The organism is Leifsonia sp. C5G2 (assembly GCF_013359685.1).
Lineage (GTDB): Bacteria > Actinomycetota > Actinomycetes > Actinomycetales > Microbacteriaceae > Leifsonia.
The window spans coordinates 201,378-214,892 of record NZ_JABFMV010000004.1; the positions used below are offsets into that span (position 1 = coordinate 201,378).

The window sequence follows — 13,515 nt, forward strand, 5'->3', positions numbered from 1 at the left end:
AGGGTCCTGACGCTGCCAGCGGAGAACCGACCGGTCTCTTTCACTCCCCCCGCTCCAGCAGCACCTTCACCTTCCGCTGGTGCCAGACGATCGGGGCGGGGAGCTCGTCGCTCATCATGGCGAGCACGCGGAGGACGATGATGTCGTGGTCGCCGGCCGGGTAGCTGTGCTCGACGACGCACTCCAGCCAGGTGGGCGAGCCCTCCAGGAACACCGCGCCGGATGGGAGTTCGGCCTTGCGGACGCCGCGGAGGCGGTTCTGCTTGTCGCGGGAGGCGAGCTGGCTGGTCTTGCCGGCGTGGTCCTCGCCGAGGATGGAGACGCCGATCGTGGGCGCGACGGCGAGGGTGGGCCACGTGGTCGAGCTGCGCTGCGCGGCGAAGGAGACCATGGGCGGGTCGTAGGAGACGCCGACCGAGAAGGAGGAGGCGATCATCACGACCGGCTCGCCGCCGATGGTGGCGGCGAGTGCGGCGACGCCGGACGGGAAGCCGGCGAAGGCGGACCGCATCTCCTCCGGGTCGGAGGTGAAGTCGTAGGTCATGGTCATCAGGACCGGTCCTCCCGCAGTGAAGCCTCCAGCGAGGCGTGGATGGCGGGGGCCCACGCGTCCACCCATTTGTCGAGCGCGCCCTCCTCGGCGTACCGGGAGTCGAGCTGGTAGAGGCCCTGGGCCGGGCAGATCGCGCCGAGCTCGACCAGCACGGGCTTGAGGGTGAGCTCGGGGGCGAGCGCGTGCGCCGGGCCCGCGCCCAGCATCAGCGGCACGCCGATCTGGCCGGCGAGGCCGGTGGCGGTGGCGAACTGGTCGAGGAAGAGCTTCAGCAGACCGGTGTAGGTGCCCTTGTAAGTGGGGGATGCGGCGATCACGAGATCCGCGTCCTGCACCGTGGCCACGGCCGAGGCGACGACGGGGTCGCCGAAGCCGAGGAGGCCGGCGCCGAGTTCCGACACCTCGATGGTCGTCGCGGTCGCCCCGAGGGCGGCGGCGAGGCGCTCGGCGGCGTCGCGGGTGCGCGACTGCGGCTTGGGGTTGCCCGCGATGACAGCGGCAGTGAACATCAGGAGACCTTCCTTTCAGGTTGGTGCCGGGCCTCGGAGAGCAGGGAGCGGGCCTCCCGCTCGTCCTGCCGCATGGCCTCGACCAGTTCGTCGGGACTCGCGAAGGCCCGCTGCGTTCGGAGCAGCCGGTCCGCGGTCACCTCGGCGCGGCGCCCGTACAGGTCGCCGGCGAAGTCGAGCACGTGCACCTCGACGGTGTGCGCGCGGCCGGGAAAGGTGTCGTTCGTCCCGACCGAGATCAGGGCCGGCAGCGGCTCGCTCCACGACTCGGCGCGGAAGCCGCCGACGTAGACGCCGTCGGCGGGCGTGCTCGAGGGCTCCTCCAGGTCGAGGTTCGCGGTCGGGAAGCCGAGGGCGAGTCCCGCGCCCGCCCCGCCGACGACGGTGCCGACGAGGACGCCACGGCTGTCGTCGGCATCCACGGGGGTGACGCGGAGGAGCGCGGCGGCCACGATGCTCAGCACCCCGACGAGCGCGAGCACGGCCAGTGCGGCGGCGTTGCCGGTCCACGCCAGCACGACGGCAGTCGCGGCGCTTCCGAGCACGGCGCCCAGCTGCTTCACCGAGTTGAAGGCGCCCGAGGCGGCGCCGATCGACGACCGCTCGACCGAGCTGACCGTGGCGATGGAGAAGGGCGACCAGAGGAACGAGTTCGCGATCCCGAACAGCGCGAACACGGCGGCGATGGCCCACAGCGGAGCGTCGGCCCAGACCAGTGCGGCGGTTCCGCCGATCGAGAGCACGAGCGCGACGCCGCCGATCACGGCGACGACCCGCAGCCCGACGGTGTTGTTCAGCCGGGCCGAGACGGGGGCTGCGAACAGGCACACGACGCCCATCGGCACCAGCACGATCGAGGCGGTGACGACATCCAGGCCCCGGTCCTCCTGCAGCGCCAGCATCAGCGGGATGGGCGCGGAGCCCACGCAGAACGCGGCGGCCGCCGCACCCCACGACGACGTGACGAAGCCGTGGCTGCGGAACAGCGACACCGGCAGCAGCGCGCGCTCGCCCGAGCGGCGCTGCAGCCACACGACGCTCACGACGAGGGCCGTTCCGAGCACGACCAGCAGCCAGCGCGGGATGCCGGCGACCGACGCAGAGGCCTCGTCGGTGCCCTGGATGCCGACCACCAGCGCGGCGACGCCGACGGCGTTGCCCGCCATCGCCCAGAGCGGGATGCGCGCGGGCTGCCGCTCCGACACCGGCACCCACACCAGCACGGCCACCGCCGTGATCAGCCCGATGGGCAGGTTGACCCAGAAGATCGACGGCCAGCCGGCTGCGCCGACGAGCAGGCCGCCCAGGATGGGACCCGCGACCGTGGCGGCGCCGCCGACCGCACCCCAGATCCCGAGCGCGACGGCGAGCCGCGGCGGGGCGAACAGCGTCCGGATGATGGTGAGGCACTGCGGGGTCATGAGCGCCGCCCCGACGCCCTGCGCGACGCGCCAGCCGATCAGGGAGCCGACGTCCTGCGACAGCGCGCACAGCACCGACCCGATGGTGAACGCGCCGAGCCCGACCAGGTAGATGCGCCGGCGGCCGAACCGGTCGCCCAGCCTCCCGGCGATCAGCAGCGGCACCGCGTACGCGATCAGGTACCCGCTGTTGACCCAGATGGCGAGCGTCGCCGTCGTGCCGAGACCGGCGATCAGGGCGGGCAGGGCGACCGAGGTGATGGTGCTGTCCAGCAGCAGCATGAAGAAGCCGAGGCAGAGGCTGGCGAGAGCCAGCCAGTCCCGCGTCGATCGCCGCACAGCGCCACCCATCTCAGACCGCCAGGTTCTCGCGGAGCGTCGAGCCGGGGTATCGCGGCGCGAGGGCACCGCGGCGGCGCAGCTCCGGGACGAGGAGCTCGCTCAGGTCGGCCAGCCCGGACGGCATCGAGAGAGGGCTCGACAGCATGTAGCCGCCGCGCGAACCGGTCTGGGCGAAGTTCTCCTCCAGGGCGTCGGCCACGGCGGCGGCGTCGCCGACGACGGTGTGGTCGAGACCGCTGGCGGCCTCGAAGCCGTGCTCGAAGAACTCTGTCCGGCCGATCGTGTAGTCCTCGCCGAACTCCGCGACGAGCGCGCCGACGAAACCGCCGGGGCTCGCCTGGGACGCGACGATCTCATCCCGAAGCTCGCCCAGCCGGAACGACTCGGGCAGCGTTGAGAAGTCGTACCCGGAGTTGTGCGAGAGCATCGTGCCGATCGCCTCCTCCGTCCAGAACTCGAGCACGGCATCCCGACGCGCCGCCGCCTCCGCCGCGGTGCGACCGACGATCGCCTGCGTGGCCCACAGGATGCCGACGCGCTCGGGATCGCGTCCTTCGGCGGTGAGCGCCTCGTCGAGCATGCGGCGGTGCCGCTGCTGACCGGGGAGGCTGCCGCCGAACCCGAAGACGAGGTCGGCGAACGCCGCCGACCCGGCGATGCCGCGCGGCGAGTTCCCGGCCTGCACGATCACGGGATGCACCTGCGGGCTCGGCACGGAGGCGAGCGGGCCCTTGACGGTGAAGAACCGGCCGTCGTGGTCGATCGGGTGCACCTTCGACGGGTCGGCGAACCGGCCGGTCGCCGGATCGCGCACGATCGCGTCCGGGGCCACCGAGTCCCACAGCGCGCGGCAGACGTGGATGAACTCCTCCATCCGCTCGTAGCGCAGGTCGTGGTCGATCAGCTGCGCGTAGCCGTAGTTCGCCGCATCCGCGCCGCGGCTCGAGGCCACGACGTTGAAGGCGATCCGGCCGCCGGTCACGTGGTCGAGCGAGTTGAGCAGGCGGGCGACGTAGAAGGGGTGCATGAAAGTCGACGAGTAGGTGAGCCCGAACCCGATGCTCTCCGTCACCGTCGACATGGCGGCGATGACCGGCGACATGTCCTGCCGCGGCCACTGGATGCCCCACTCGACAGCCGGGTCGATGCTCCCCCGCCAGGTGCTCGGGATGCCGGAGCCGTCGCCGAAGAACAGCATGTCGACGCCGGCGCGCTCGGCGGTCTTCGCGACCTCCAGGTACATGCGCACGTCGGGGAACTGCCGCCCGACCCACGACCCGGGCTGGGCCCAGCGGCCCTCGGTGTGCGTGAAGGAGAGGTCGTAGGCGATGTGCATGCCGCTCAAACGGTCACCTGCTTCCAGAGGGAGACGACCTCGTCGGTGTCCGAGAGGACGGCGACGTTCAGCTCCAGCTGCACGAGCGCGGCCTCGTTGACGGCGAGGTCGTACGCGGCCGTCGCATCCGTGGGCACCACCACGGGCCAGTCGAGCTGCATGGCGTCCTGCGCTGTGGCGTCGACGCAGCACTCGCTGGTGAGGCCCACGATGGTGAGCCAGTCGTAGCCGGCGGCGCGCAGCCGCTGGTCGAGGTCGGTGCCGAGGAAGCCGCTGTAGCCGCGCTTGACGACCCGCAGCTCGCCCTCGGCGGGCTGCATCCGGTACCACTCGGCGCCGGGCGAGCCGACGATGCACGGTTCGGTCTCGCCCATGGGGGCGTCGTAGTCGCCCTCACGCAGCCAGTTGCTCGACCGCCACGGGCGGGCCGGGTCGCTGCCGAGCTCCACCCACACGACCGGCACGCCCAGCTCGCGGGCGGAGTCCACCAGCGCGCCGATGCGGGTCACGGTGGCGTCGAGCTCGGCGACGACCTCGTCGGTCAGGCCGTAGGCGCCGAGCGCTTCGGGGTCGCCGAAGTCGCGCTGCACGTCCACCACGACCAGGGCCGGGGCGCTCCCGGGCCGGGTCAGCTGCGCGAGCTGCGCCTCGCGGAGATCGCTCATCGGTCACCGCCCGCGTCGTGCGCGCGCAGGGCCGGGAGCACGGTCTCGCCGAACAGGACCATGTCCTGGTCGTACTCGGGGAAGATCAGCATGAGGCCGTCGAGGTCCGCCTCGCCGACGATGTACTGGATGTGCTCGGTCACGGTCTGAGCGGAGCCGGCGACGTACGCGGTCTGGAACGCCGCCTCGCCGACCGCCCCGGAGGCCCAGGCGCGGGCCTGGTCCTCCGGAACGCCCCACGATGCGCGCATGTTCGCCAGCGCCTCCCGGTCGACACCGGCGCCCCACTCCTTCACCTTCGCCTCGGCGAGCGCGTCTGTCTCGTCCTGGACGACGGTGAGCATGGAGTACGTCTTGCAGGTGCGGCCGTTCGCCGCGGCCCTGGCGTGGACGTCGGCGGAGAGCTCCTTCATCTCCTCCAGGCTGTCGCCGGCGAGGAAGGCCCCGTCGGCGAACCGTGCCTGGAAGGCGCGCGCGGCCTCCGACTTGCCCGCGCTGATGATGGTCGGCGTGGCCGACGGGTGCGGCCGCGACTCGCAGTCGACCAGGTCGAAGTACGGGGTGTGCATGGTGACGGAGTCCTCCGACCAGAGCCGGGTGACCGCCTCCGTCCACAGCTCCGTCATCGTGTACCGGTCGGCGTGGCTGAGCGCGGGGTCCCAGATGCCGAACTGCTCGAACTCCCCGGCGTAGGCGCCGTTGACGATGTTCATGCCCGCCCGGCCCCCGGAGACGTCCTGCAGCGTGGCGTACATCTTCGCCGCGATCGCCGGGTTGTGCACGTTGGCGTGCATGGTGGCCCAGATCTTCACCCGCTCCGTGGCCTCGGCCAGCGCCGACATCATGGTCATCGACTCCAGCGACCGGCCCCAGTGATCGGTCGTGCCGCCGAAGCCGCGCCACTTCGCCATCGACATGATGAAGTCGAGGCCGATCTCCTCGGCGTGGAGGGCCGCACGCTTGTTCCAGGCGTACGTGGCTTCGGGATGCGGTGCGGTGGTGGAGAGCATCCAGCCGCCGTTTCCGATCGGGAGGAAGATCCCATAGTCTTTCGCGGGCATTGAGGGCCTTTCGCTGCGTTCGGTGGTGGGGCTTACGGGGCGGGCCAGATGAGCGTGTCGCCCTTGTAGATGGCCTTGATGTAGGAGTCGTCGAACCACTTCTTCGCCTCGTCACCCGTCACGCTGTCCGGGACGATCTGGAACTGGTGCAGCATGTCGACGAGCTTCGTCACGTTCGACTCGTCTATCCCGCCGAGCGGCTGGCCGGGGGTGGGGTTGTCGGCGACGACCTTGGTCTCGGTCTTCCAGATGGTCGCGTTGAGCTTCTTGTCGTACGTGGCGCCGCCGGAGAGGTCGGCCGCGAAACCGACGCACTTCTCGGTGTTGGCGTCGCTGGAGCTGCAGTAGTCGTAGGCGTGCAGAGCGGCGCGGAGGATGTCCTGCACCGCGGTCGGGTGGGCCTTGGCGAAGGCCGGGTTGACCGCCATCGCGCCGAGCGAGCTGGGGATGCCGTACTTGACCGGCTGCCAGACCGTGACCTTGTCGCCGGCCGCCTTGAGCTGATTGGGCTCGTTGGAGATGAAGCCGGTGAGGGCGGCGAGGCCGTCCTGCTTGCGCGGCAGCACCGAGGGGTCGTAGCCCTCCTTGACCAGGGTGAGCGACTTCCAGTCGACGCCGGCCTTGACCATCATCGCCTCGACCGCGGCGGGCACGTAGCCCTTGTGGCCGACGACCTTGCCATCCAGCTGCGTGAGGTCGGTGATGTCGGGGTTGGTCATCAGGATGTCGAGGCCCGCGTTCGAGTACGACGAGATCCCCTCGATGTCGATGCCGTTGGCGCGCGCCTGGATGAGGTCCTGCTGGGAGATGGCGGAGACCGACGCCTGGCCGCTCGCCAGAAGCTTCGTGTTCTGGGCGGTGTCGCCGGTCCCGGGCTTCAGCTGCACGTTCAGGCACAGGTCGTCGAAGTAGCCGAGCTTGCTGGCGGCGACGTACTCGAGGATCGAGGCGGACGACTGGAACTGGTAGCCGGAGAGGTACGTGATCGTGCCGGCCTTCTTGTTCTCGGCGCAGCGCTCGGCCGAGATGGCCTTGCCGGACGACGAGGAGTCCGCGGGGGAGCCGGAACTGCACGCGGCGACACCGAGCGTCAGGACGACGGCGGTGAGGGACGCGAGACCGGCCTTGATGAGACGGTGCTGCATGGGTCACTCCTTCTTCGGGGATGGGGTGGTGCAGGGGTGCGCGATGGCAGGGGTGGGCCTTGTCGCCGGTCGGCGACAGGTGTGGGGAGCGGTGGGGTGGGGCGTGATGCCCCGGCTCAGTCGGTCGAGCTCTCGTGCCAGTGCAGGACGCGGCGCTCGATCAGGGTGATGAGGGCGAGCAGGAGGACGCCCATCACCGCCAGGACGAAGATCGCCGCGTAGACCACGGCGAGCTGGTTCATCGACGACGCGACGCTGATGGCCGTGCCGAGACCGCCCGTCGACCCGGAGGCGGAGAGCTCGGCGACGACGGCGCCGATGATCGACAGAGGGAAGACGATCCGCAGGGCCGCGAAGATGTACGGCAGAGCGTTGGGGATGCGGAGGTGGACGAGCATCTCGAGCCGGGAGGCATCCATCGTCTTGTACACCTGCATCACCTGCTGCGGGACCGACCGGAGGCCGACCGCGGTGTTGATGAGGATGGGGAAGAAGCAGATCAGCGCGGTGATGATGAGCTTGGGCAGCGGTCCGAAGCCGAACGCGACGACGAGGGCCGGCGCGATGGCCACCAGCGGCGTGACGTTGAGCACCACCGCGATCGGCATGATCGCCCGGCGCGCCACCGGCAGCTCGCTGATCAGCACGGCCACCACGAACGCGGCGACGAAGCCGATCGCCAGACCCGCCGTCGCCTCGCCCAGGGTGATGAGCGCGTTGCCGAGGTAGTAGCCGAGGTTGCCGCCCAGCGAGTCGCCGATCGCCTGCAGCGGCGGGAGGAGGTAGGGCATGGATGCCGCGCCCCACTGCCACAGCCCCGCGAGGAGGGCGAGCATGACGACCAGCGGCAGCCACACCGCGGGGCGGATCCACGCCAGCCGCGACCTGGGGTGCTTGAGGCTGAACCGCGAGGGCTCGGCGGGGACGCCGTCCTGGAGCGAGGGGGACACGGCGGCCCGTTCTGTTGCGACGCTCATCTCGTGCCCCCTACGCCGCGTCCGTCGATCGCCATGCGGAGTGCAGGCGATCCCTGATCAGGTCTTCGTATTCGTGGAAGCGGCGCTCCTCGAACAGCTTCTGGTTGCGCGGCCGCGGCAGGTCGATGTCGATCACGTCGACGATCCGTCCAGGACGCGGCGCCATCACGACGACGGTGTCGGACATCCGGACGGCCTCGGAGACCGAGTGCGTGACGAACAGGACCGTGGTCTTCAGCTCGTCCCACAGGTCGAGCAGCTGGTCCTGGAGGCTCTCGCGGGTGAACTCGTCGAGGGCGGAGAACGGCTCGTCCATGAGGAGGACATCCGGCTGGAGGCCGAAGGCCCGCACGATCGCCGCACGCTGCTGCATGCCGCCGGAGAGCTGGGCGGGGAGCTTGTGGGCGGCGTCCGCCAGCCCGGCGCGGTCGAGCAGCTCGAGCATGTCCGGGGCCTGGGCGCCGCCGCCGCGCTCGGCGAGGTCGCCGATGCGCTGGCGCCGCTTGGCCGCCCCCGGGTTGATCTTCTGCGGCAGGGTCACGTTCTGCAGCACCGTCAGCCACGGCAGCAGCGCCGGGGTCTGCGGCACGAGCCCGATCAGCTTCGCCGCGCCCGCCTCACCGGGCGTCACGTCGTGGACGCGGACCTCGCCGCGACCGGCCGTCTCGAGACCGGCGACGATGCGCAGCAGCGTCGACTTGCCGCATCCGCTCGGACCGATCAGACTGACGAACCGGCCGGGCTCGACGACCAGGTCGACGTCGTTCAACGCGATCATCGCCGATGGGCCGTACCCGTAGACCTTGCCGACCGAGGTCAGCCGAACCGCTGGCGTCACCATCCACACCCTCCATGCCGTGCACGGACCACAGGCCCGTTCCCAGATGGCGGAGAGCGTGCGTAGCGAGTTCGATGTCTGCCACGCGGAGTCCGCTTGATAGGACGACGCTATCCAGGCAATGTTTCGGCGACCGCGCCCGAATATTGCCTGCGTGTTAACTCTGCTCGCCGAAGGGGACGACGCCCGCGCCGTCGAACAAGTACACCTCGACGCCGAGGTCGGCGGCCGCGACGGCCACCCAGCCGTTGAGCGCGCGAGCGGTGACCGTGCTCACCACGACGGCGGCGCGCTCCACCGCCGGTGCCGCTGCGCGCAGCCACAGGAGCTTGAACATGTCCGCCATCACCTTGTTGCGGTACGACGGCTTGTAGGAGCCCTGGTTCGCGACCAGCTGCACGACGATCGTGCCGGCCGCATCCATGCCCTCGACCTCGACCCGCACGCCCTCGGCGAGGAGCAGCTGGCGGGGGCGCAGCGGAGTGCCGAGCCGCTCGCTCAGCGCGGACAGCATCAACCGCTCCACCGACCCCTCGGCGAAGCGGTTCCACTCCCCTGCGCCGGACCCGTCCGTCCCTGCCATGCCGCCAGGATAGGCGCGGCCGGTTTCGGTCAGGTTTCCGGCCAGCGGTCGGACAGGGGTGCCCCACTCCTCACGAATCGCGCCGATTCGTGAGAAGCGGCGCTCATTCGTGACGAATCACGGCGCAGGATGTCGAGCCGCCGGCTGGGCCAGCCCCGCCAGCATCCGGAGCTTCTCGTCGCTCTCGCTGCCGGCGTCGGGGTAGTAGACGACGAGGATGACGCCGCCGACGGGGAGCTTGTCGCGGTGGAGGCGCAGCTCGCCGACGACGGGGTGGTCGATCAGGGCGGTTCCGCCCTCCAGGTTGTGCACGTCGTGGCGGGCCCAGAGGGCTCGGAAGCGCTCGCTGGAGATGGCGAGCTCGCCGACCAGCTCGACGAAGCGGGCGTCGTCGACATCGTCCGCGATGTTGGCGCGGAGGGCGGCGACCATGCCCGCGGTGGCGGCGGACCAGTCGCGCTGAAAGGCCTGCTCCTCGGGATCGAGCAGCAGCGAGCGCAGGCGGTTGTGGCCGGGGCGGAGCCGCGGGGAGAGGGCGACGGCCAGGTCGTTGGAGGCCAGCACGTCGAACGACCGGCCCTCCACGAACGCCGGGACGCCGATGCTCGCCAGCAGGTGGTGCAGACGCTCGGGCACCCGCTCCTCCACGCGGCGGCGGCGCGCGGTGCGCGGGCGGTCGGCGCCGAGTCCGACGAGGTAGGCGCTCTCGACGTCGTCGAGCTGCAGCACGCGGGCGAGCGACTCGAGCACCTGCACCGACGGGTGGGCGTCGCGGCCTCGTTCGAGCCGCAGGTAGTAGTCGGCGCTGATGCCGGCGAGCATCGCGACCTCCTCACGGCGGAGGCCGGGGACGCGCCGGTTGTCGCCCACCGGGAGGCCGACCTGCGCCGGGGTGACGAGGTCGCGGCGGGCGCGCAGGTACGCGCCGAGCCTGTTCGTGCGGTCGTCGTCGGTCATGGACTCACGCTAACGCGCGACGGCACGGGATGGGGGTGCCCTGCCAGGACCCCGGATGGCCGGGGCTCTGCCGCGGTCGCGCGGCCGGAAGGATGCTCGATCCCGCGCCCGGCGACCGTTCGGGCGCAGAGAGAAAGGCGCATTCGCATGGACATCAGCACTCGCACCGTCTTCATCGCGGGCGGAACCTCCGGCATCGGCCGCGAGTTGGCGCACCGGTTCGCCGCGGCGGGCAGCACGGTCGTGGTCGGCGGGCGCGACAGCGACGCCCTCGCCGCTGCCGCGGAGGACGGGTTCGGCGCGGTCCGCATCGACGTGACCGACGCCGCGTCGGTCGCCGAGGCGCGGGACGCGGTGCTCGCCGAGCATCCCGGAGTGGACACGGTCATCGTCATGTCCGGCGTCATGCTCATGGAGGACCTCCGGGACCCGGAGCACTACGCCGCGGCCGAGACCACCGTCCAGACCAACCTGCTCGGCACGATCCGGGTGATCGACGCGTTCACTCCGCACCTGATCGCCCGCGGCGGCGGGACGATCGTGACCGTCACCTCCGGGATCGCGTACCTGCCGTTCCCGCCGATGGCGACGTACGCGGCGTCGAAGGCCGGCGTCCACGCGTACTCCGAGGCGCTGCGTGTGCAGCTGGCGTCGAGCGGGATCGACGTGGTCGAGCTGGTGCCGCCGGCGGTCGCGTCGAGCGGCCAGGAGCGGGTCAACCCGCACGCGCTCGACCTCGGCGACTTCGCCACCGAGGTGATGGACCTGCTGGGCCAGGAGCCGACGCCGCCGCAGATCCTGGTCCAGGGCGTGCACATGCACCGCTGGGCGGAGAAGAACGGCACGTACGACGAGCTCGTCGCCCAGCGGGCGCAGTTCGTCTTCGACCAGCAGGCGAACGGCTGAGCCTCAGCGGGCGGGCGCCGTCGGAACGGACCCGACCGGCGCCCCGCCGAGGGGCGCGCCGACCGGCGCCTCGGCGGGCCGGGTGGGCTGGGCGAGCAGCACGATGAGGACGATGAGCCCTGCGATCGGGAGCAGCAGCCAGAAGACGTGACCCCAGCCGTAGCCGGCGTCGCGCAGCCGCCGGACGGTCACCGCGAGCAGCGGCAGCGCGGTCGCGGCGCCGAACGCCGCCGCCAGGCTGCTGCCGATGAACACAACGCCGTCCGGGGTGGCGATGTTGAGGGCGGCGAGCGCCGCGGCCGCCAGGTACACGAACAGGGCGAACCACCAGAACTCCGGCCGTCTGGCCGTGCCGGTGAACTCCGCGTACTTGCGGAGGTCGGTCCGGATCGCCTCGAAGAACGTCATGGCGTCCACTTCCCCTTACGTCTCGTCGGAGTGCGCGAGCTGCTCCGGTTCGCCGGTGGCGGCGAGGATGGCCTCCTCCACGCGGTGCTCGCTGCGGTGGGGCCGGTCGACCGCGAAGAGGTAGATCGCATCCAGCGCGCCGAGGGTGTTGGAGAGCAGCAGGGTCACGAACCACGGCTTGCTCCCGTTGCGTGCAGCGCGCCAGAGCGACGCGCCCTTCCAGGCGAGGCTCCAGACGACCACGGCCCCGATCACGACCTTGCCGCCGGGTGGCATGTCCCGCCACGACATCGTGCCCATGCTCTGCGTCTTCGCTTTCATGCGTCCAGCCAAGCCTCTCCGGCGGGCGGTGCGAAGGGCCGAAAGTCCTAACGGACGTGCGGTTTTCCGCGGGAGGCTCGACACACGAGCCGAGGTGAGGAGCACGCATGGTGATGGAGCTGACCCGCGACGAGATCGACGACGTGCTGGCAGGCCAGATCGTCGGCCGGCTGGGGCTGGTCGACGGCTCCACCCCCTACGTCGTCCCCATCTCGTACGCGTACCGCGACGGCGACATCTACGCGCACAGCGCGCAGGGCCGCAAGCTGGACGCGCTGCGGTCGCACCCGGAGGTGTGCTTCGAGGTGGACGACGTGTCCAGCGTCGACGACTGGCGCAGCGTGATCGCCTGGGGCTACTTCGAGCAGCTGGTCGGCGCCGACGCGCGCGAGGGGCTCGACATCCTGCTCGACCGCTTCCGCCCGGTGTTCGCGGAGACAGGGACCGAGCACCCGGGGGCCGAGATCGGGATGATGCGCACGCTCGACATCCCGCGCTCCGCCTCCGCCGGGCCGGACCTCGGCCGCCCGAGCTCGTCCGCGGCGGTCTACCGCATCCGGCTGGAGACGGTGACCGGGCGGGCGGAGCGCCCGCGATGAGCGACGGGAGGACCGTCGTCGGGTTCGACGGCACGGCGTCCGCGTGGCGGGCGCTGGACTGGGCCGCCCTGCGGGTCGGCACCCGCGGCGGCACGCTCGATGTCGTGATGGCTCTCGACACGCGGCTCGGCGCGGCCGTGTTCGGGCCGCATACGGACCTCTCGGTGACGGTGGAGGCGGAGCTCCGGCAGGCGCGCGCCCACGTGGCGTCGCTCGTGCCGGGAGTCTCCGCCGAGTTCCGCTGGGTGGACGGGCCGCCGGCCGGCGCTCTGCTGCGTGCGGCCGAGGGCGCATCCCTGCTCGCCGTCGGTACGGACCGCCGGATCGACGGGTCGGGCGCCCGCATCGGCTCCCTCCCCCTCCGGGTCGCGGCGAAGGCGGAGTGCACGGTGGCGATCATCCCGGACACCCCTGCGCCGAAGCGGAACGTCGTCGTGGTCGGCATCGACCGGTCGAGCTTCGCCCGGTCGGCGCTGGCGCTCGCGGTCACCGAGGCGAGCTGGCTCGGGGCCGACATCGAGGCGGTGCACACGTGGGACGTCCCGCAGGTCTTCCAGCGCGCCCTCGACGAGGGGCAGACGCTCGACAAGGACTTCCTGGCGCGGGAGCAGACGGTGGTGTCCGACGCGATCGCCGACGTGCCGATCGCGCGGGAGGCGCCGATCACCCCGCTCGTCGTCCGGAGGAACCCCGCGACGGCCCTGATCGAGCGCGGGACGGGCGCGGCACTGGTCGTCGTCGGCACCCGCGGCCGCGGACGGTTCGCGGCGACGATGCTGGGCTCGGTCAGTCACGACCTGCTGCTCGATCTGCCGTGTCCCGTGCTGGTGACGCCGAAGGAGTACGCGTTCGTCGTCCCCGAGACCGTCGCGGACCAGTGAGCCGAGGGGGAAC

16 protein-coding genes are annotated in these 13,515 nt (G+C 71.4%); 3 read left to right on the forward strand and 13 right to left on the reverse strand.

Annotated elements, in window-relative coordinates:
- Nucleotides 1–40: 40 nt before the first annotated feature.
- The 11 genes from HNO83_RS07500 to HNO83_RS07550 form a co-directional block, all read right to left on the reverse strand.
- Nucleotides 41–550, reverse strand: coding sequence for a flavin reductase family protein (locus HNO83_RS07500; protein ID WP_249776562.1), 510 nt, complete (start codon nucleotides 548–550; stop codon nucleotides 41–43).
- Nucleotides 550–1,062, reverse strand: a complete 513-nt coding sequence (locus tag HNO83_RS07505; RefSeq protein ID WP_175336900.1) for an NADPH-dependent FMN reductase — start codon at nucleotides 1,060–1,062, stop codon at nucleotides 550–552. The genes HNO83_RS07500 and HNO83_RS07505 overlap by 1 nt, the downstream gene beginning before the upstream one ends.
- Complete coding sequence (locus tag HNO83_RS07510) at nucleotides 1,062–2,822, reverse strand: MDR family MFS transporter (RefSeq protein ID WP_175336901.1); 1,761 nt, start codon at nucleotides 2,820–2,822, stop codon at nucleotides 1,062–1,064. Before HNO83_RS07510 ends, HNO83_RS07505 begins: the two co-directional genes overlap by 1 nt.
- 13 nt (nucleotides 2,823–2,835) lie before the next feature.
- The gene (locus tag HNO83_RS07515) at nucleotides 2,836–4,161 is read right to left on the reverse strand and encodes an NtaA/DmoA family FMN-dependent monooxygenase (RefSeq protein ID WP_249776589.1); all 1,326 of its coding nucleotides are present in this window, start codon (nucleotides 4,159–4,161) and stop codon (nucleotides 2,836–2,838) included.
- Nucleotides 4,162–4,166: 5 nt separating this feature from the next.
- Complete coding sequence (locus HNO83_RS07520) at nucleotides 4,167–4,826, reverse strand: cysteine hydrolase family protein (RefSeq protein WP_175336903.1); 660 nt, start codon at nucleotides 4,824–4,826, stop codon at nucleotides 4,167–4,169.
- Nucleotides 4,823–5,887, reverse strand: coding sequence for an LLM class flavin-dependent oxidoreductase (locus HNO83_RS07525; protein ID WP_175336904.1), 1,065 nt, complete (start codon nucleotides 5,885–5,887; stop codon nucleotides 4,823–4,825). Before HNO83_RS07525 ends, HNO83_RS07520 begins: the two co-directional genes overlap by 4 nt.
- A gap of 32 nt (nucleotides 5,888–5,919) precedes the next feature.
- Complete coding sequence (locus tag HNO83_RS07530; protein ID WP_175336905.1) at nucleotides 5,920–7,032, reverse strand: ABC transporter substrate-binding protein; 1,113 nt, start codon at nucleotides 7,030–7,032, stop codon at nucleotides 5,920–5,922.
- A gap of 116 nt (nucleotides 7,033–7,148) precedes the next feature.
- Nucleotides 7,149–8,009 carry an ABC transporter permease gene (locus tag HNO83_RS07535; protein WP_175336906.1) on the reverse strand — a complete coding sequence of 287 codons (861 nt, stop codon included), beginning with the start codon at nucleotides 8,007–8,009 and terminating at the stop codon, nucleotides 7,149–7,151.
- Nucleotides 8,010–8,019: 10 nt separating this feature from the next.
- A complete protein-coding gene (locus HNO83_RS07540; RefSeq protein WP_175336907.1) occupies nucleotides 8,020–8,850 on the reverse strand; it encodes an ABC transporter ATP-binding protein in 831 nt (276 codons plus the stop codon).
- A gap of 154 nt (nucleotides 8,851–9,004) precedes the next feature.
- Entirely contained in the window at nucleotides 9,005–9,430 is a 426-nt protein-coding gene (locus HNO83_RS07545) for a hypothetical protein (RefSeq protein ID WP_175336908.1), read from the reverse strand.
- A gap of 117 nt (nucleotides 9,431–9,547) precedes the next feature.
- The gene (locus HNO83_RS07550) at nucleotides 9,548–10,387 is read right to left on the reverse strand and encodes a helix-turn-helix transcriptional regulator (RefSeq protein ID WP_175336909.1); all 840 of its coding nucleotides are present in this window, start codon (nucleotides 10,385–10,387) and stop codon (nucleotides 9,548–9,550) included.
- 147 nt (nucleotides 10,388–10,534) lie between these two features.
- Between HNO83_RS07550 and HNO83_RS07555 the strand changes: the two genes are divergently transcribed.
- Nucleotides 10,535–11,293, forward strand: a complete 759-nt coding sequence (locus HNO83_RS07555) for an SDR family oxidoreductase (RefSeq protein WP_175336910.1) — start codon at nucleotides 10,535–10,537, stop codon at nucleotides 11,291–11,293.
- 3 nt (nucleotides 11,294–11,296) lie between these two features.
- Here HNO83_RS07555 and HNO83_RS07560 read toward each other — a convergent pair whose 3' ends face one another.
- Both HNO83_RS07560 and HNO83_RS07565 read right to left on the reverse strand, forming a co-directional pair.
- Entirely contained in the window at nucleotides 11,297–11,701 is a 405-nt protein-coding gene (locus tag HNO83_RS07560) for a DUF805 domain-containing protein (RefSeq protein ID WP_175336911.1), read from the reverse strand.
- A gap of 15 nt (nucleotides 11,702–11,716) precedes the next feature.
- The gene (locus HNO83_RS07565; protein WP_249776563.1) at nucleotides 11,717–12,022 is read right to left on the reverse strand and encodes a DUF5652 family protein; all 306 of its coding nucleotides are present in this window, start codon (nucleotides 12,020–12,022) and stop codon (nucleotides 11,717–11,719) included.
- A 107-nt stretch (nucleotides 12,023–12,129) separates the two neighbouring features.
- Between HNO83_RS07565 and HNO83_RS07570 the strand changes: the two genes are divergently transcribed.
- Together HNO83_RS07570 and HNO83_RS07575 are read left to right on the forward strand one after the other, a co-directional pair.
- Nucleotides 12,130–12,621 carry a pyridoxamine 5'-phosphate oxidase family protein gene (locus tag HNO83_RS07570; RefSeq protein WP_175336912.1) on the forward strand — a complete coding sequence of 164 codons (492 nt, stop codon included), beginning with the start codon at nucleotides 12,130–12,132 and terminating at the stop codon, nucleotides 12,619–12,621.
- Entirely contained in the window at nucleotides 12,618–13,502 is an 885-nt protein-coding gene (locus HNO83_RS07575; RefSeq protein WP_175336913.1) for a universal stress protein, read from the forward strand. Before HNO83_RS07570 ends, HNO83_RS07575 begins: the two co-directional genes overlap by 4 nt.
- Nucleotides 13,503–13,515: the final 13 nt, after the last annotated feature.

Coding starts and splice junctions, on each gene's coding strand:
- HNO83_RS07555 (WP_175336910.1), top strand. CDS start 10,535: ATGGACATCAGCACTCGCACCGTCTTCATCGCGGGCGGAACCTCCGGC.
- HNO83_RS07500 (WP_249776562.1), bottom strand. CDS start 550: ATGACCATGACCTACGACTTCACCTCCGACCCGGAGGAGATGCGGTCC.
- HNO83_RS07545 (WP_175336908.1), bottom strand. CDS start 9,430: ATGGCAGGGACGGACGGGTCCGGCGCAGGGGAGTGGAACCGCTTCGCC.
- HNO83_RS07560 (WP_175336911.1), bottom strand. CDS start 11,701: ATGACGTTCTTCGAGGCGATCCGGACCGACCTCCGCAAGTACGCGGAG.
- HNO83_RS07550 (WP_175336909.1), bottom strand. CDS start 10,387: ATGACCGACGACGACCGCACGAACAGGCTCGGCGCGTACCTGCGCGCC.
- HNO83_RS07520 (WP_175336903.1), bottom strand. CDS start 4,826: ATGAGCGATCTCCGCGAGGCGCAGCTCGCGCAGCTGACCCGGCCCGGG.
- HNO83_RS07515 (WP_249776589.1), bottom strand. CDS start 4,161: ATGCACATCGCCTACGACCTCTCCTTCACGCACACCGAGGGCCGCTGG.
- HNO83_RS07575 (WP_175336913.1), top strand. CDS start 12,618: ATGAGCGACGGGAGGACCGTCGTCGGGTTCGACGGCACGGCGTCCGCG.
- HNO83_RS07535 (WP_175336906.1), bottom strand. CDS start 8,009: ATGAGCGTCGCAACAGAACGGGCCGCCGTGTCCCCCTCGCTCCAGGAC.
- HNO83_RS07530 (WP_175336905.1), bottom strand. CDS start 7,032: ATGCAGCACCGTCTCATCAAGGCCGGTCTCGCGTCCCTCACCGCCGTC.
- HNO83_RS07565 (WP_249776563.1), bottom strand. CDS start 12,022: ATGAAAGCGAAGACGCAGAGCATGGGCACGATGTCGTGGCGGGACATG.
- HNO83_RS07540 (WP_175336907.1), bottom strand. CDS start 8,850: ATGGTGACGCCAGCGGTTCGGCTGACCTCGGTCGGCAAGGTCTACGGG.
- HNO83_RS07570 (WP_175336912.1), top strand. CDS start 12,130: ATGGTGATGGAGCTGACCCGCGACGAGATCGACGACGTGCTGGCAGGC.
- HNO83_RS07505 (WP_175336900.1), bottom strand. CDS start 1,062: ATGTTCACTGCCGCTGTCATCGCGGGCAACCCCAAGCCGCAGTCGCGC.
- HNO83_RS07525 (WP_175336904.1), bottom strand. CDS start 5,887: ATGCCCGCGAAAGACTATGGGATCTTCCTCCCGATCGGAAACGGCGGC.